This window comes from Hydrogenophaga sedimenti (assembly GCF_051857515.1).
Classification (GTDB): domain Bacteria; phylum Pseudomonadota; class Gammaproteobacteria; order Burkholderiales; family Burkholderiaceae_C; genus Hydrogenophaga.
In genome coordinates this window covers 191,610-208,224 of sequence record NZ_JBPZHA010000006.1, presented here as the reverse complement: position 1 = coordinate 208,224, position 16,615 = coordinate 191,610, and the positions used below count along the sequence as shown (strand labels likewise).

The following is a 16,615-nucleotide window of genomic DNA, read 5'->3' as shown; positions in this document are numbered from 1 at the left end:
TGTCGATTCCTTGTGGCTGATGCCTTTCTGTATCGGCACCTGCTGCGGGGACTGTAGTTTTTGCGATCGACATCTGGTGGAAAAAACGCGGGTTAATCAAGCACTTGCAGCCGACAGTTCGTCAGGCCTTGTTCCACATCGTGATCTGCTGGCTGACGAAGGAATTCAGCCCGTTGAGCTTGGCCACGGCCGCGTCCATCGCGTTGTACTGGGCCAGGTAGCGGACCTCGGCCCGCGATGCGCGGTCGTTGACGCGGTCCTGCTCGCTGGTGTTGCGCTTGATCGAGCTCTGGATCGAATTGGTCTTGGTGCTCAGCAGGCCGTCGGAGTCGACCAGGCCCTCGGCAAAGGCCTTGACCTTGAGGCCGAAGCCTTCGGTCGTGGCGGAGCCGGTGTTGGCGGTGAAGAGCGATTTCAGGCCGTCCAGGTTGTCCAGCGCCGCGTCGAACTTCTCGCTGTCGAGCGTGAGCTTGCCGCCGGTCTGCATCTCGATGCCGATGTCGGACAGGCGCGAGAACGGCGTGCTGGACGTGACCGAGCGCATCATGCTGCGCAGCGCGTTCTGCAGCCCGGTCGCGGTCGAGTCGCCCTGCAGCGCGCCGGCCACCTTGGTGCTGGCGTCGTAGCGCGTCGCGTTGGCGATCGTGGTGTTGAGGGTGTTGTAGTTGTCGACGAAGGCCTGCACGTTGGTGCGGATGGCCTCCAGATCGGTGCTCACGTCGACCTCCACCGGGGCGGTCGTGACCTGCGAGAGCTGCAGGGTCAGGCCGGGCAGGGTGTTCGAGAGCTTGTTGCTGGTCGAGCTGATCGACACGCCATTGACGGTGGCCAGGGCGTTCTGCCCGGCCTGGGTCTGGGCCATGCCGTTGGCGTTGCCGGCGGCGTAGGCGAGGCGCGAGAGGCCCGAGGCATCGGTGTTGTTGCTGTCGTCGTCGGTGACCGAGACCCGAAAGCCGGTGGTGGCGCCGGTCTCCTTGGAGCGCATGAGCAGGCGTTCGCCCGACGCGTCCTTGAGCACCGTGGCGCTCACGCCCGCGTTGGCGTCATTGATCTTGGCGGCGATTTTGGCCAGGGTGTCTTCCCCCGAACCGATGGTGACCGTCACGGGTGTGCCGCTGCCGGCCGTGAAGGCGTTGCCGCTCCAGCTGCCCAGCTCGATGGTCATGCTGCCGGTGCCCATGGCGGTGTCTGCCGCGACGGCCGACGAGGCCGTCGACTGGGCTTTCGCCAGTTGCTGGACCGAGATGGAGAACGAGCTGGCCGGTGCTCCGGACGAAGCGGTCACGCCGACGGCGGCGCTGTTGGACGAGGTGGCCGTGACGGCGTTCCAGCCTTTGCTGGTGGAGAGCTTGCTCGCGGCGTCGCCGAGCGCGGAGACCTGCGACTTGATGGTGCCGTAGGTCGACATCCGGGTCTGCAGCGAGGTGGCCTGTGTCTTGAGGGCGGTCAGCGGCGCCTTCTCCAGCGCCACCAGCTGGGTGACGATGCTCTGGACGTCGAGTCCGCTGCCGATGCCTGGAGAAGAGATGGTGGCCATGGTGGACCTCGTTCAGGATGGACGCACCGCACGCGAGGGCATGCGGTCTGTGCATCCCGCGAAAAACGGGAGCGCAGCGGGGCAGCAGGACGCTGCCACCGCTGCGGCCCGTCACACCCGGGGGTGTGACGTTGCCGATCGACCGATCAACGCAGCAGGGACAGCACGCCCTGGGGCAGCTGGTTGGCCTGGGCGATCATCGCGGTGCCGGCCTGCTGCAGGATCTGGCCTCGCGAGAGGTTGGCCGTTTCCGTCGCGAAGTCGGCGTCCATGATGCGACCGCGCGAGGCTGCCGTGTTTTCCGACGCAATCTGCAGGTTGGAGATCACCGACTCGAAGCGGTTCTGCGAGGCGCCGAAGCCGGCACGGGCGGTGGTGATCTCGTCGATCGCGTCGTCCAGGTCGTCCATGGCGGCCAGGGCGTTGGTGCGGTCGGTGATGTCGCCACCGACCACGGCGGTGATGCCGGCGCCACCAGTCAGGTCGCCGGTGGCGATGTCGATCTGGTCGGTCGAGACGTTGTTGGCGCCGACCTGGAAGCTCAGGGTGGCGGCGGTGGACAGCAGGTCGGTGCCGTTGAACTTGGTGCCGGTCAGCACGCGGGTCACTTCCTTGGCCAGTTCCTGGTACTCGGCGTCCAGGTTGGCCTGGTCGCTGGTGGAGTTGGTGGCGTTGGCCGACTGGGTGGCCAGTTCACGCATGCGCTGCAGCGAGTCACCGACCTTGCCCAGAGCGCCTTCAGCGGTCTGCGACAGGGAGATGGCGTCGTTGGCGTTGCGGATGGCCACGTTCATGCCCTTGACCTGGGCGTTCATGCGTTCGGCGATGGCCAGGCCGGCCGAGTCGTCCTTGGCGCTGTTGACGCGCAGGCCCGAAGACAGGCGCTGCATCGAGGTGGACAGAGAGGCCGAAGACTGGGCCAGGTTGCGTTGTGCATTCAGCGATTGCACGTTGGTGTTGATGGTGCTGCTCATGTTTAACTCCTAAAGTTGGACAAAGGTAATCCGGCATCTCTGCCGATCTCAACGCCCCCCTTGCGGAGGGCCGCCATGACCGGTGCCCATTGCAGCAAGCCGGATGGCCCCTTGGGACCGCTGACCGTCTCACCGCGTTGCTTGCCGGACGACGAACCTTTTAGAAGTTCGTTGAGAAGCTTTTCGGTGGCCCCGACATATTCTTTAGCCCCGGCCTACACCGGATGGCTGAAATAAGCAAGGGATGTGCGCCGCTGTTCCGGCCTTAGCGGGTGCGGCCCTGGTGCATCGCGTGCGCACAGGGCGGACGCAAATGAACACCAAAGATGTAAGAAGAAATCCGACACGGTGTCGGGCGTTCGCCGACAGGTCGAACAGCCATTTCCCGATTCAAGTTTTTTTTTACGGTCGACACAATTACATACATCGAGTCAGCAGATGTAAGCCCCCCGCCCGCACCGCCGACAAGAACCTCTAGGAGAAACGACATGGACAGCGAACAACTCTTGGCCGAAATCCGCGAAGCCAACCTGACCTACCTGATGCTGGCTCAGAACCTGATCCGCAAGGACCGCGCCGAAGCCCTGTACCGCCTGGGTCTGACCGAAGAAGCCGCTGACCTGCTGGGCATGCTGTCCACCGCGCAACTGCTCAAGATCGCTTCGAGCAACATGCTGCTGTGCCGCTTCCGTGTCGACGACGACCTGGTGTGGAACCTGCTGACCAGCCACAACGTCAAGAAGGTCGACAACGCCACCACGACGCAGCTGCACGCCAGCATCCTGATGGCCGGCCGCTTCGCCGAGTCGATGGCCAACACGGCCCACTGATCTCACCCCACGCTGTCAGGAGCACACCATGGCCACCGCAAAAAGCATCCTCAACGAGTCCCGCGACATCGAGCGCGCCGTGGCCCTGATCCAGCTGGGCGCCCGTCTGCAGGTGCTGGAGTACGAGACCAGCCTGTCGTACGAGCGGCTGCTGCGCCTGTACAAGGAAGTGGCCGGCAAGTCGCCGTCCAAGGGCCAGCTGCCCTTCTCGACCGACTGGTTCCTGACCTGGCAGCCGAACATCCATGCCTCGCTGTTCCTGAACATCCACGAGTACCTCTCCAAGACCAGCGACCTGGAAGAGATCGACACCGTGATCAAGGCCTTCCGCCTCTACAGCGAGCAGATGCAGGCCAGCGCCATCGAACCCCTGCTGTCCGTCACCCGCGCCTGGCGCCTGGTGAAGTTCGTGGACAACGGCATGCTGACCCTGACCAAGTGCTCCTGCTGCGGCGGCCACTTCGTGACCGAGCCCTACGAAAACGCCAAGAGTTTCGTCTGCGGCCTGTGCGAGCCGCCGGCCCGCGCCGGCAAGGGCAGCGCCTCGGGTGGACTGCGCCTGCACTGAATCCGCCGTTTCTCCAAACGCCGAAAAGGACCCTTGCGAGGGTCCTTTTTGCGTTCATGGCACCCCTCAATCACCTCTAGAGTTGGACCGATAGAAAAGGCATTCACGGGTCGGCGCCAAGCTGTGCGGCGGCTCCTCTCTTAGTACAGGGTCCCACCATGTTCGTGATCATCGGTTTTCTGGTCTCGATGGCCTGCATCTTCGGTGTGTTCATCGCCCACGGCGGCAACATCGGCGTGGTGCTGCACGCCTTGCCGTTTGAAATCACCACCATCCTGGGGGCGGCGCTGGGCGCCTTCGTGATGAACAACCAGATGAAGGTCGTCAAGGCCTCGGCCGCCGGTCTGGGCCAGTGCTTCAAGGGCAGCAAGTACACCAAGGCCCGCTACATGGAGCTGCTGGCGCTGCAGTTCGACATCCTGCAGAAGGCGCGCAAGGAAGGCCTGATGGCGATCGAGCAGGACGTCGAGAACCCCAGCCAGTCGCCGCTGTTCAAGAAGTACCCGACCGTGGGCAGCGATCACCACGTCACCGAGTTCATCACCGACTACCTGCGCATGATGGTCTCGGGCAACCTCAACGCCCACGAGATCGAGTCCCTGATGGACGCCGAGATCGAGACCCACCACCAGGAGGCGCATGCCCCGGTGGCGGCCATCGCCCGGCTGGCCGGCGGCCTGCCGGCGTTCGGCATCGTGGCCGCCGTGCTCGGTGTGGTGAACACCATGGGCTCGGTGGGCCAGCCGCCGGCGGTGCTCGGCGGCATGATCGGCTCCGCCCTGGTCGGCACCTTCCTCGGGATTCTGCTGGCCTACGGCGTGGTGGAGCCGCTGGGCGGCCTGCTGGAGCAGAAGACCGAAGAGGCCTCCAAGGAATTCCAGTGCATCAAGACCACGCTGCTGGCCTCGATGCAGGGCTACGCCCCGTCGACCGCCATCGAGTTCGGTCGCAAGGTGCTGTTCTCCGACGTGCGGCCTTCGTTCACTGAACTCGAAGGCCACGTCAAAGGGAAGAAGTGATGGCGGACGGCAAAAAGCTCCAGCCGATCATCGTCAAGCGCGTCAAGAAGGGCGGGCACGCGGCGCACGGTGGTGCGTGGAAGATTGCCTATGCCGACTTCGTGACGGCCATGATGGCCTTCTTCCTGCTGATGTGGCTGCTGGGTTCGACCGCCAAGGGCGACCTGCAGGGCATCTCGCAGTTCTTCAACACGCCGTTCAAGGTCGCGCTGATGGGCGGCGACGGCTCCGGCAACAGCGACAGCGTGCTGCCCGGCGGCGGGCGCGACCTCTCCAAGGCGGCGGGCCAGGTCGATGGCGGCGACGCCGAGCGGGCCGTGAAAGAGGTCGGTGCCCAGATGGCGCGGGCCGAGCTGGCGCGCCAGGACAAGCTGCGCATCGACGCCCTGCAGTCCAAGATCAACGAGATGATCGCCAGCAACCAGGCGCTGGCGGAATTCGGGGCACAGATCCGCATGGAGCAGACGCCCGACGGCCTGCAGATCCAGATCGTCGACGACCAGGCGCGGCCCATGTTCGATTCGGGCAGCGCCATCGTCAAACCCTACATGCGCGACATCCTGCGCGAGATCGGTTCGGCGCTGGGCGACATCGAGAACCGGCTCACGCTCTCGGGCCACACCGACGCGACACCCTATGGCAGCGGGGACCGCGGCTACGGCAACTGGGAACTCTCGGCCGACCGGGCCAACGCCTCGCGGCGCGAGCTGGTGGCCGGTGGCCTGCCGGACGACAAGATCGCCCGCATCGAAGGCCTGGCGTCGAGCCGGCTGCTGGAGCCGACCCAGCCCAGCGCCGCGATCAACCGCCGCATCAGCATCCTGGTGATGACGCGCGAGGCCGAGGAGCGCATGGCGCCCAAGGGCGACGGCAGCACCGCGCCGCACGCGGCCGCCGCGCCCCCCGCAGGTGCCCCGGTGGCGGCCGGGCCGGCCGACCTGGCCGCCAGTGTCGCTCCGGCCGCGCCAGCCACGCCGGTCGGTGCTGCACCTGTCAGCGCTGCACCTGTCAGCGCTGCCGCGACACCTCCTGCGCCGCCCCTGCCAGCGCCCATGCCCACCGCCGCACCGGTGAAAACCGCGACACCGGCGCCTGCCGCCGCTGCCACCGCACCGGCCGAAACCGTTCCCGCCCCCGCCCGGCGCATGCCCATCGGGCTGCCCGATCTACAGAAACTGGCAGAAGTGCCGAAACCCAGGGAAGAGGCAGGGCCCATCAAGCCCCGCTGAATCGCCACTGTTTCCTGACCGGAGACCTCACCATGTCCACCCCGATGAAATTCCTGATCGTTGACGACTTCTCCACCATGCGCCGCATCGTGCGCAACCTGCTCAAGGAGATCGGACATACCGACGCCGACGAGGCCGAGGATGGGGCGGTCGCGCTGAACAAGTTGCGCAACGGCACCTTCAACTTCGTGGTCAGCGACATCAACATGCCCAACATGAACGGCTTCCAGCTGCTGGCCGAGATCAAGAAGGACGAGGCGCTCAAGCACCTGCCGGTCCTGATGGTGACGGCCGAGGCGCGCAAGGAAGACATCGTGATGGCGGCGCAAGGCGGGGCGGCCGGCTACATCGTCAAGCCTTTCACCAAGGCCACGCTGGAAGACAAGCTCGCCAACATCTTCAAGAAACTCGGCCTCTGAGCCAATTCCGGGAGCACCCCATGTCACCGAGCGCCACCAGCCCGGGCAATCCGGAAATGTTCCAGCAACTGGGTGCCATCACGCGCCAGTTGCACGACGCCCTCAAGGAACTGGGCTACGCCGACAAGCTCAAGGGCACGGTCGACCAGCTGCCCGATGCGCAGAGCCGTCTCTCCTACATTGCCCGCCTGACCGGGGAAGCGGCCGAGAAGGTGCTCAACCACGTCGAGGGCGCCAAGTCCGAGCAGGAGACCATTGCCGAGCGCGGGCGCCAGCTCGCGGCCACCATCGCCGCGGTGCCGGGCCTGTCCAGGGCCATGCCCGAGTTGCTGAACTGGTCGCAGGACGTGGTCAACCTCAGTGAGCAGAGCGACGCCCGCCTGACCGAAATCATGATGGCGCAGGACTTCCACGACCTCACCGGCCAGGTGATCGCCCGTGTGGTGCAGCTGGCCGGCACGATCGAGGAACAGTTGCTGGGCCTGCTGCTGCAGGCGGCCCCGACCGGCACACCGGGCCAGGACAAGGCCTACGACATGCACGCCCTCGAAGGGCCGGTGGTCGACACCGAAGGCCGCACCGACGTGGTGGCCGACCAGAAGGACGTCGACGACCTGCTGGCATCGCTCGGCTTCTGAGCGTCGCCGCGGCGCGGGCGCGGACCTGCCCCTCAGCGGCGTCCGCGGACATGCCCGTCAGCGGGCATGGCAGGCGCAGGCCTCGCCGGTGGCGGCCGCCACCAGTTCGTTGAGGATGCCGCAGGGGTGGCCCTCGTGGTGGCCGTCGCAGCGCGACTTGAGCTGCACCAGCTGCAGTTCCAGCGCCCGCATGCTCGCCAGGCGCGCGCGCACCCGGCCCAGCTGCTCGTCCACCAGCCGGTCCACGTCTTCGGCAGGCCTGTCCGGCTGGTCCACGAATTCCAGCAACCTGGCGACGTCGGCCAGCGGCATGTCCAGCGAGCGGCAGTGCTTCACGAAGGCCAGCCGCTGGACGTGGGCGTGGTCGTAGTCTCGGTAGCCGTTGCCGCGCCGGGACGGCGGCGGCAGCAGGCCCTGTTTCTCGTAGTAGCGGATGGTCTCCACATCGACGCCGGTGGCCTGTGCGACTTGCTTGATCTGCATGTTCGTTCCTCCGGCCGGTGGGGCCTAGCGGGTTGAATCCCTGCCCTGGCGCAGCAGGCGCATGCCGTTGAACACCACCAGCAGGCTCGCGCCCATGTCGGCGAACACCGCCATCCACATCGAGGCGTCGCCGAACACCGCCAGCACCAGGAACACCGCCTTGATGGACAGCGCCAGCGCGATGTTCTGCCACAGCACCGCGTGGGTGGCGCGCGAGAGGCGCACGAGCTCCGGAATGCGGCGCAGGTCGTCGTTCATGACCACCACGTCGGCCGCTTCCATGGCGATGTCGGTGCCCGCGGCGCCCATGGCCACGCCCAGGTCGGCCTGGGCCAGCGCGGGCGCATCGTTGATGCCGTCGCCGGTCATGGCCACGCTGCCATGGCGCTGCTGCAGCGACCGGATCGCCTCCAGCTTGTCCTGCGGCAGCAGGTTGCCGCGCGCCTCGCCGATGCCCGCCTCCTGGGCGATCGCCGAGGCGGTGGCCTGGTTGTCGCCGCTGAGCATCACCGGCACGATGCCCAGCGCCTTCAGCCCGGTCACGGCCTCGCGCGACGAAGCCTTGATCGTGTCCGCCACGGCAAACAGCGCCAGCACCCCGGCCGGCGAGGCCAGCATGGTCACGCTGCGGCCGGCGTCTTCATGGATCTTCAAGCGGGCTTCGAGCCCGGGCGAGCACTGGCCACGTTCCTCCATCAGGCGGTGGTTGCCCAGCACGAAGGTCTCGCCGTCGATCTCGCCCTGTACCCCGCGGCCGGGCAGCGCGGTGAAATTCCGGACCGGCGCCGGGTCGGGCGACAGGCCGGCGGCAATGGCGCGCGAGACCGGATGGTCCGAGTGGGCGGCCAGGGCGGCGGCCACCTGCTCCAGGCGGGAGGCCTCGGCGTCGGCGCCGGCAACCAGCGGCGACCAGTCCACCAGCCGGGGCCTGCCTTCGGTGATGGTGCCGGTCTTGTCCAGTGCGATGGCCCGCAGGTGGCGGGCGTTTTCCAGGTGGATGCCGCCCTTGACGAGAATGCCGCGCCGGGCGGCGGCGGCCAGCCCGCTGACGATGGTCACCGGCGTGGAGATCACCAGCGCGCAGGGGCAGGCGATCACCAGCAGCACCAGCGCCTTGTAGACCGCGGTCATCGCCGTCCAGCCGAACAGCCACGGCCCGCCCAGCGCGGTGAGCACCGCCACGGCGAACACCGCTGGCGTGTACACCGCGGCGAAGCGGTCGACAAAACCCTGCGTCGGCGCCCGCGAGGCCTGGGCCGTCTCGACCGCGTGGATGATGCGCGCCAGCGTCGACTGGGACGCCAGCGCCGTCACCCGCAGCTCGATGCTGCCGGTGGCGTTGATGGTGCTGGCGAACACCGGATCGCCCACCGCCTTGTCCACCGGCAGGCTCTCGCCGGTGACCGGCGCCTGGTTGATGGTGGTCGTGCCGGCGGTGATGGTGCCGTCCATCGGCACCCGTTCGCCCGGGCGCACCTGCACGACCGATCCCAGGGCCACCCGGGCCACCGGCGTGTCCAGCCAGCGGCCGTCGGGCTGGCGCACGGCGGCTTCTTCGGGGGCCATCGCCAGCAGGCCCTGGATGGCGTTGCGTGCCCGGTCGACCGCGCGCGCCTCGATGGCCTCCGCGATCGCGTACAGCGCCATCACCATGGCCGCCTCCGGCCACTGCCCGATCACGAAGGCGCCCGTGACGGCGACCGTCATCAGGGCATTGATGTTCAGGCGGCCCTGGGCCAGGGCGGCGATCCCCTTGCGGTAGACCGAGAAGCCGGACAGCCCGATGGCCGCCGCGGCGACGGCCAGTCCCAGGGCCTGGAAGCCCGGCGTGTCGGGCAGGAAGAAGCCGATGCCTTCGGCGGCGGCGGCCAGTCCGAGCGCCGCGACCAGCCGGCCCGTGCCGTCGCCGGGCGCGCCGTGGTCGTGGGTGTCGCCGCCGGTGCCGGGCGCGGCCAGCGGCACGGGGTCGAAGCCGCACCGGCGGATCGCGGCCACCGCCTGTGTGACCACCGGCGGGTCGGCGTCGATGGCCAGGACGCGGGGGCCGAGCTGGAACGTCAGGCCGCGGATGCCGGCAATCGGGTCCAGGGCGCGCCGGATCTCCGACTCTTCGGCCGCGCAGTCCATGGCGGCGATGCGGTAGCGCGCACCCCGCGGCGCCGGGCCGGTGTCTCCGCCAGGGGATTCCACGGGCCCGGGGGGGTGGTCGTGTCCGCAGCAACCGGGGGCGCAGGCGGCAGAGGAGGGCGGGGGTTTCATGTCCATCTGCCGGATTAGAAACCCTGTAGCCAGATCAGGGTCAAGCGGTGATTGCGCCGGGTGCGGCCGGGTGGAGGCCCATCGCCGGGGCAGAAAAAAGAATAAGGGGGTGTCGGGTGGCCTTTTCGCGCTTTAGTTTTTCGACCTGCCTTTGAGAATCTGAGCAACCCCCCCGTTGAGTCAGATCGATGTCTTCCTCCAGTTCGGACAAGAATTTACCGGCGACCGCGCACCGCCTGAAGAAGGCGCGCCAGGAAGGTCAGATTCCCCGCTCCAAGGAACTGACCAACCTGGTGGTGCTCGGTGGCGGCGCCGTGCTGGTCATGTTCCTGCTGCCGACGGGGTTCGGCCGCCTGCGGGACGCGCTGCAGACCCAGCTGCGGTTCGACCACGCCGCCCTGCTCAAGCCGGAGCTGCAGCTCGAGTACCTGCAGGCCTGCCTCACGCTGGGCCTGGGCCTGTTCCTGCCGGTGGGCGCGGTGATGCTGGCCCTGGTGCTGGGCTCGGCCTTCGCCTCCGGCGCCTGGACCCTGACCACCCACAGCCTGATGCCCGACCTCTCGCGCGTGAGCCCGTTCGCCGGCATCGGGCGCCTGTTCTCGATGCAGCAGGTGTTCGAGACCGCCAAGCTGCTGGTCATGTCCATCGTGGTCGGCGCGGTCGGCTGGCAGTTCCTGTCGTCGCACCTGGCGGCCTTCGCCAGCCTGACCATGCAGCCGCTGGAAAGCGGCCTGGGCCAGCTGGGCCTGTGGATGCGCGCCGGCGTCGGCACCTTGCTGGTGGTGGTGGTGGTGTTTGCGGCCATCGATTTTCCGATGCAGAAGTTCCTGCACGCCAAGCGCCTGCGCATGTCGCTCGAAGAAGTCAAGCGCGAACACAAGGAAAACGAAGGCGACCCGCATGTCAAGGGGCAGCGCCGCCGCCGCCAGCGCGAACTGGCCAACCGCCTGAGCATCGGTGCCGTGCCCAAGGCCGACCTGGTGGTGATGAACCCGACCCACTACGCCGTGGCGATCCAGTACGACGACGCCACCATGACCGCGCCGCGCGTCATCGCCAAGGGCGCCGACCTGCTCGCGCTGCGCATCCGCGATGTGGCCAAGGAACACAAGATCCCGGTGCTGCAGTCGCCCATGCTGGCGCGCGCGCTGTACGCCCACTCCGAGCTGGACCAGGAGATTCCGTCGGCGCTCTACACGGCGGTCGCCCAGGTCCTGGCCTACGTCTACCAGCTGCGCGCCGCCCTCGCAGGCCGCGGCGCCATGCCCGGCGATCCGCCACAGCCGGAAGTGCCCAAGGAACTCGATCCGCACTGGAAGAAACCCGCCACCCCGGGAGCCGCTGAATGAACGCCCAACTGAAATTCCTGCAGCAGTGGTTCGGACGCCACGCCGCCGTCGCCCACGGGCTGGCCGCACCGCTGCTGGTCATCACCGTGCTGTCGATGATGGTGCTGCCGCTGGCGCCCTGGGTACTCGACACCTTCTTCACGCTCAACATCGCGACCGCGCTGGTGGTGATGATGGTGGCGGCCTACATGCGCCGTCCGCTGGACTTCTCGGTCTTCCCGACCGTGCTGCTGCTGACGACGCTGCTGCGGCTGTCGCTGAACGTGGCCTCCACGCGGGTGGTGCTGATGCACGGCCACACCGGTCCGGGCGCGGCCGGCGCGGTGATCGAGGCCTTCGGCCACTTCCTGATCGGCGGCAACTTCGCGGTCGGTTTCATCGTGTTCGCGATCCTGGTGGTGATCAACTTCGTGGTGATCACCAAGGGCTCGGAGCGCATCGCCGAGGTGTCGGCCCGCTTCACCCTGGACGCCATGCCCGGCAAGCAGATGGCGATCGACGCCGACCTGGGCGCCGGCCTGATCGATGAGAAGGAAGCCCGCCGCCGCCGCGCGGAAGTGGGCGAAGAAGCCGAGTTTTTCGGCTCGATGGACGGTGCCTCCAAGTTCGTACGCGGCGACGCGATCGCCGGCATCCTGATCCTGTTCATCAACATCGTCGGCGGACTGATCATCGGTGTGGTGCAGCACGGGCTGTCCGCCGGCGAGGCTGCCGACAGCTACATCCTGCTGGCCGTCGGCGACGCGCTGGTGGCGCAGATCCCCGGCCTGCTGATCTCGGTCGCGGCCGCCATGGTGGTCTCGCGCGTGGGCAAGGACCAGGACCTGGGCAACCAGCTGATCGGCCAGATGTTCATGTCCTCGCGCGTGACCGGCATCACCGCCGCCGTGCTGTTCCTGCTGGGCATCGTGCCGGGCATGCCGCACGTGGTGTTCCTGAGCTTCGCGCTGCTGATGGGCGGGCTGGCCTGGTGGCGCCTGCAGGAAGAGCGCCGGCCGCCGGTGGTCGAGCAGCCGGCCGCGCCGGTCAGCGACGGCGAAGCGACCTGGGACGACCTGCAGCCGGTCGACCTGCTGGGCCTGGAGCTGGGCTACCGCCTGATCGCCATGGTCGACAAGAACCGCCAGGGCGACCTGCTCACCCGCATCAAGGGTGTACGGAAAAAGTTCGCCCAGGAGGTCGGCTTCCTGCCGCCAGCGGTGCATGTGCGCGACAACCTGGAACTGCGCCCCAGCGGCTACCGCATCACCCTGCGCGGCGTGGTGGTGGGCGAGGGTGAGGTGTTCCCCGGCATGTGGCTGGCGATCGACCCGGGTGGCATCGGCACGCCGCTGATCGGCACCCCCACCACCGACCCCGCGTTTGGCCTGCCGGCGCACTGGATCGAAGACAAGCAAAGGGAACACGCGCAAATGGCGGGTTTTACGGTGGTTGATTCCGAGACTGTGCTGGCCACCCATCTTTCACACTTGATGCAAGTCCAGGCCGCCAAGTTGCTCAGCCGGACGGAGACCCAGGAACTGGTCGAACACGTGACCCGCCTGGCCCCCAAACTGATCGAAGAAGTCGTGCCGAAAATGGTCTCCATTGCCACCTTCCAGAAAGTGCTGCAGCTGCTGCTGGAAGAGTCGGTGCACGTGCGCGACATCCGGACCATCATCGAATCGCTGGCCGAACACGCCGGCGCCAGCACCGATCCGGTCGAACTGGCCCGCCGTGTGCGCACCGCCCTGTCGCCGGCCATCGTCCAGCAGATCTACGGCGGTTCCGTCAAGGAACTGGAGGTCATCGCGATCGAGCCCGGCCTGGAGCGCCTGCTGATGCAGGCCCTGACCGGCAACGGCGCCGGCGCGCTGGACCCCGGCGTGGCCGAGACGCTCTCGAAGTCGGCCGCCGACATCGCCAACCGCCAGGAAGAGAAGGGCGTGCCCGCCTGCCTGCTGGTGCCCGACGCGATCCGCAATGCCATGGCCCGCCTGCTGCGCCGCGCCGCGCCGCGCCTGCAGGTGCTGGCCCACAGCGAAATTCCTGAAACCCACCTGATCCGCATCGGCCCGATTCTTGGGGAGCTTGCAGCATGAACATCCAGCGATTCACCGCCTCGACCTCGCGCGAAGCCATGGCCAAGGCCCGCAACGCTTTCGGCGACAGCGCCGTGATCCTCTCCAGCCGCGCCACCGACGACGGCTTCGAGGTGATGGCCGCGGCCGAAGAAAGCCTGGCGTCCATCAATGCCGCGCCTGCCGTGGCCGCCCGCAGCGAGCGCATGCAGCCGATCCGCACCCGCGCCGCCGCCCAGGCGCCGGCCTTTGCCGACTCGGTGCAGAACGACACCGAACAGATGGCGATGAGCACGCTGTCGTTCCAGGAATATGTGCGCGAGCGCATGCTGCGCAAGCGCCGCGCCGAGATGGGCATGGAAGAGGAAGAAGCGCCCGCCCCGGCGCCGCGCATGGCCGCACCCCGCGCGCCTGCGCCGATGCCTGCACCGGTCCAGGCACCTGCCACGATGATGGCGCCCTCGCGCCCGGCGCCGCGCCTGCAGATGGCCGATCCCGAACCGGCGCCGATCCGCACCCGCGCGCCGGCACCCGCACCGGCCTGGGAAGACGCTGCCCCGAAGGACCCGCACATGGCGCCCCAGATGGGCGACCAGCGCATGGCGGTCGAACTGTCCGCGCTCAAGGAAATGATCGAGGAGCGCTTCAACACCCTGGCCTGGCTGGGTTCGTCCAAGCAGAACCCGATCCAGTCCAACCTGATGCTCAAGCTGATCCGCGGCGGCTACTCGCCCGCGATCGCCCGCACCGTGCTCGACCGCATTCCGGCCGACTCGGGCGCCCCGCAAGCGGTGCGCTGGGTGATGGACACGCTGACCCGCAACCTCAAGACCGCGCCCGTCGGCTCCAGCCTGTGCGACGAAGGCGGCGTGGTCGCCCTGATCGGCGCCACCGGCGTCGGCAAGACCACCACCGCGGCCAAGCTCGCCGCCCAGTGCGTGCGCCAGTACGGCGCCGCCAGCGTCGGCCTGATCACGCTGGACACCTACCGCGTCTCGGGCTACGAGCAGCTGCGCACCTACGGCCGCATGCTCGGTGTCGTCGCCCACCTGGCGCACGACCGGGCCGCGCTCAAGGACCTGCTGAACCTGCTCTCGGGCAAGCGCATGGTGATCATCGACACCGCTGGCCTGGGCCAGCGCGACCAGCGCATCCAGGAAATGCTCGACGTGCTGGACATGCCCGCCGTCAAGAAGGTGCTGGTGCTCAACGCCGGCGCCCACGGCGACACGCTGGACGATGTGCTGACCTCGTTCAAGGCCAGCACGCTGCACGGCGTGGTGCTCTCCAAGGTCGACGAGGCCGTCAAGCTCGGCCCGGCGATCGACGCCTTGATCCGCCACCAGGTGGTGCTGCGCGGTGTGGCCAACGGCCAGCGCGTGCCCGAAGACTGGCAGAACCCCGACGCGGCGGCCATGGTCCGCATCTCGCTGGGCACCGAAGGCAAGTCGGCCTACGACCCGCTGGCCAACGAGATGGGTTTCTACTTCTCGCAGGGCGCCGCCCAGAGCCTGCACCTGGGAGGTTCCCATGTTTGAGATCGGCACCGACCAGGCCGCGGGCCTGCGCTCCACCGCGCCCCGGCGCGGCCCGGCCATGATGCCGATCGCCAGCCCGGCGCAGCCCGCCGGTGCCTACGAACTGCTGTGCCTGCTGGCGATGCAGCTCAAGGCGCAGGGCTACCTGCCGGTGATCATCGACGCGACCGCCACCGAGGCCGGCGCGCGCCGCGAGAACGATGGGGCGCACCTGGGCCTGCAGCACGCGCTGACCGACGGCTCCATCGCCGGTCTGGGCCAGCCCGGCGAGGGCCACGAATGGCTGGTGATGCCGGCCGCGCGGGGTCTCAAGACCCTGCAGCAGACGGCGCTGGCCGCCGGCGGTGCGGTCGCGCTCTCGCGCCTGCTCTCGCCGTTCGCCCCCGAGGCGCTGCTGCTGGTGTTCGGCCCGGCCCACGAACTGGCGCCGCTGGTGAGCAACCTCTCGGCCCGCGTGCTGGTGCCGGTGCTGCCCTGGCCGCAGGCCAGCGTCGACGCCTACGGCGCGATCAAGCTGCTGCACATGGCGGGCGCCACACCGGTGCTCGCGCCCCTGAACCACGAACAACCCCAGCCCCCGGCCAACCCGGTGGTGGCGGGAGTGACCGACTGCGCCCGCAAGCACCTGGGCATCGAGGTGGAACGCTGGAATGCGCCCGTGTGGGCCACGGGCGTCCAGGAATGCGCCCTCGGACGGCCGCAGCGGCCCGACACCTCCCAAGGACTGCGCCACGCGCGGTACGCAGGACCGGGATCGCCCTTCGCAGGCGCGGTTCCCCAACTCTGGAGCTGACGACGATGTACACCGCCAAAGGCACCCTCAACCGCGACGACCAGCTGCGCAAGTACAGCCCGCTGGTGCGGCGTCTGGCCCATCACATGATCGCCAAGCTGCCGCCCAGTGTCGAGGTCGACGATCTGATCCAGGTCGGCATGATCGGGTTGACCGAAGCCATCGCGCGATTCGAACCCACGCAGGGCGTGCAGTTCGAGACCTTTGCCAGCCAGCGCATCCGCGGCGCCATGCTCGACGAGCTGCGCGAAGGCGACTGGATGAGCCGCGGCTCGCGCAAGAGCCAGAAAGACATCGAACAGGCGGTGCACCGCCTGCAGCAGAAGCTGCACCGGGCGCCGATGGAATCGGAGATCGCCAAGGAACTGGGCATGACCCTGCCCGACTACCAGCACATGCTGGCCAAGGTGCGCGGCACCCAGCTGGTCTACCTCGAAGACATCAGCGGCCGCGACGACGACGAAGAAGGCTTCCTGGACCGCCACATGGGCGACGACGAGTCCGACCCGTCCTCGCTGCTGCAGGACCAGCGCATGCGCATGGCCCTGGTCGAGGCGATCAAGAACCTGCCCGAGCGCGAGCAGCAGATCATGTCGATGTACTACGAACACGACATGAACCTCAAGGAGATCGCCGCGGTGCTGGGCGTGACCGAGTCGCGCATCTGCCAGCTGCACAGCCAGTCGATCGCCCGCCTGCGCTCCAAGCTGCGGGAGCACTGAGCAGCCCCCACGCTCCGCCGCTGCGCGGGTCGCTGCCCCCCGAGGGGGCTGGGCCTGCCTTGGGGCGGCCCGGCGGCTGGCCCTTCTGCCCCCACGCTCCGCCGTTGCGCGGGTCGCTGCCCCCCGTTCCAATCCGGTGAACAGGCGGGTTGGGGGCCCGGTGATTGGGCCTTTGACTGCGGCGTGGCTGCCTACAG

The 16,615-nt window shown here is 68.1% G+C and carries 14 protein-coding genes and 1 pseudogene; 11 read left to right on the top strand and 4 right to left on the bottom strand.

From position 1 onward, the window contains the following. Positions 1-121 precede the first annotated feature (121 nt). Positions 122-1,537 carry a flagellar filament capping protein FliD gene (fliD, locus tag ACS5NL_RS12135; RefSeq protein ID WP_439354078.1) on the bottom strand — a complete coding sequence of 472 codons (1,416 nt, stop codon included), beginning with the start codon at positions 1,535-1,537 and terminating at the stop codon, positions 122-124. A 146-nt stretch (positions 1,538-1,683) separates the two neighbouring features. Beyond that, positions 1,684-2,511 (bottom strand): flagellin N-terminal helical domain-containing protein, encoded by an 828-nt coding sequence (locus tag ACS5NL_RS12130; RefSeq protein ID WP_439354076.1) that lies wholly within the window; start codon positions 2,509-2,511, stop codon positions 1,684-1,686. Positions 2,512-2,999: 488 nt separating this feature from the next. Between ACS5NL_RS12130 and flhD the strand changes: the two genes are divergently transcribed. The 6 genes and pseudogenes from flhD to ACS5NL_RS12100 all read left to right on the top strand — a co-directional run bounded on the left by flhD (position 3,000) and on the right by ACS5NL_RS12100 (position 7,214). After that, positions 3,000-3,341: a flagellar transcriptional regulator FlhD gene (flhD, locus tag ACS5NL_RS12125; protein WP_439354074.1), complete on the top strand. Its 342-nt coding sequence runs from the start codon at positions 3,000-3,002 to the stop codon at positions 3,339-3,341. Positions 3,342-3,369: 28 nt separating this feature from the next. Then, complete coding sequence (flhC, locus tag ACS5NL_RS12120; protein ID WP_411365938.1) at positions 3,370-3,909, top strand: flagellar transcriptional regulator FlhC; 540 nt, start codon at positions 3,370-3,372, stop codon at positions 3,907-3,909. 158 nt (positions 3,910-4,067) lie between these two features. Continuing rightward, positions 4,068-4,928: a flagellar motor stator protein MotA gene (gene motA, locus ACS5NL_RS12115; protein ID WP_439354072.1), complete on the top strand. Its 861-nt coding sequence runs from the start codon at positions 4,068-4,070 to the stop codon at positions 4,926-4,928. Next, positions 4,928-5,791: pseudogene (gene motB / locus ACS5NL_RS12110) on the top strand (flagellar motor protein MotB); the annotation flags it as partial. The gene motA and the pseudogene motB, both read left to right, overlap by 1 nt. A 398-nt stretch (positions 5,792-6,189) precedes the next feature. Continuing rightward, the gene (cheY, locus tag ACS5NL_RS12105) at positions 6,190-6,576 is read left to right on the top strand and encodes a chemotaxis response regulator CheY (protein WP_439354070.1); all 387 of its coding nucleotides are present in this window, start codon (positions 6,190-6,192) and stop codon (positions 6,574-6,576) included. A gap of 20 nt (positions 6,577-6,596) precedes the next feature. After that, on the top strand, positions 6,597-7,214 hold the full coding sequence (locus ACS5NL_RS12100) for a protein phosphatase CheZ (protein ID WP_439354068.1): 618 nt from the start codon (positions 6,597-6,599) through the stop codon (positions 7,212-7,214). 57 nt (positions 7,215-7,271) lie between these two features. Here ACS5NL_RS12100 and ACS5NL_RS12095 read toward each other — a convergent pair whose 3' ends face one another. Together ACS5NL_RS12095 and ACS5NL_RS12090 are read right to left on the bottom strand one after the other, a co-directional pair. After that, positions 7,272-7,697: a Cd(II)/Pb(II)-responsive transcriptional regulator gene (locus ACS5NL_RS12095; RefSeq protein ID WP_439354066.1), complete on the bottom strand. Its 426-nt coding sequence runs from the start codon at positions 7,695-7,697 to the stop codon at positions 7,272-7,274. 24 nt (positions 7,698-7,721) lie between these two features. After that, positions 7,722-9,956, bottom strand: coding sequence for a heavy metal translocating P-type ATPase (locus tag ACS5NL_RS12090; protein ID WP_439354209.1), 2,235 nt, complete (start codon positions 9,954-9,956; stop codon positions 7,722-7,724). A gap of 188 nt (positions 9,957-10,144) precedes the next feature. On the opposite strand from ACS5NL_RS12090, the gene ACS5NL_RS12085 reads away from it, so the two are divergent. From ACS5NL_RS12085 to ACS5NL_RS12065, 5 genes are read left to right on the top strand one after another with little or no spacing between them, the layout of a single operon-like run. Continuing rightward, positions 10,145-11,305 carry an EscU/YscU/HrcU family type III secretion system export apparatus switch protein gene (locus tag ACS5NL_RS12085; RefSeq protein WP_439354064.1) on the top strand — a complete coding sequence of 387 codons (1,161 nt, stop codon included), beginning with the start codon at positions 10,145-10,147 and terminating at the stop codon, positions 11,303-11,305. Then, a complete protein-coding gene (gene flhA, locus ACS5NL_RS12080) occupies positions 11,302-13,386 on the top strand; it encodes a flagellar biosynthesis protein FlhA (protein ID WP_439354062.1) in 2,085 nt (694 codons plus the stop codon). The genes ACS5NL_RS12085 and flhA overlap by 4 nt, the downstream gene beginning before the upstream one ends. After that, the gene (gene flhF / locus ACS5NL_RS12075) at positions 13,383-14,903 is read left to right on the top strand and encodes a flagellar biosynthesis GTPase FlhF (RefSeq protein WP_439354060.1); all 1,521 of its coding nucleotides are present in this window, start codon (positions 13,383-13,385) and stop codon (positions 14,901-14,903) included. Before flhA ends, flhF begins: the two co-directional genes overlap by 4 nt. Then, positions 14,896-15,696 carry a hypothetical protein gene (locus tag ACS5NL_RS12070; protein WP_439354058.1) on the top strand — a complete coding sequence of 267 codons (801 nt, stop codon included), beginning with the start codon at positions 14,896-14,898 and terminating at the stop codon, positions 15,694-15,696. Before flhF ends, ACS5NL_RS12070 begins: the two co-directional genes overlap by 8 nt. A gap of 5 nt (positions 15,697-15,701) precedes the next feature. Continuing rightward, on the top strand, positions 15,702-16,418 hold the full coding sequence (locus ACS5NL_RS12065) for an RNA polymerase sigma factor FliA (protein ID WP_439354056.1): 717 nt from the start codon (positions 15,702-15,704) through the stop codon (positions 16,416-16,418). The last annotated feature ends 197 nt before the right edge of the window (positions 16,419-16,615 follow it).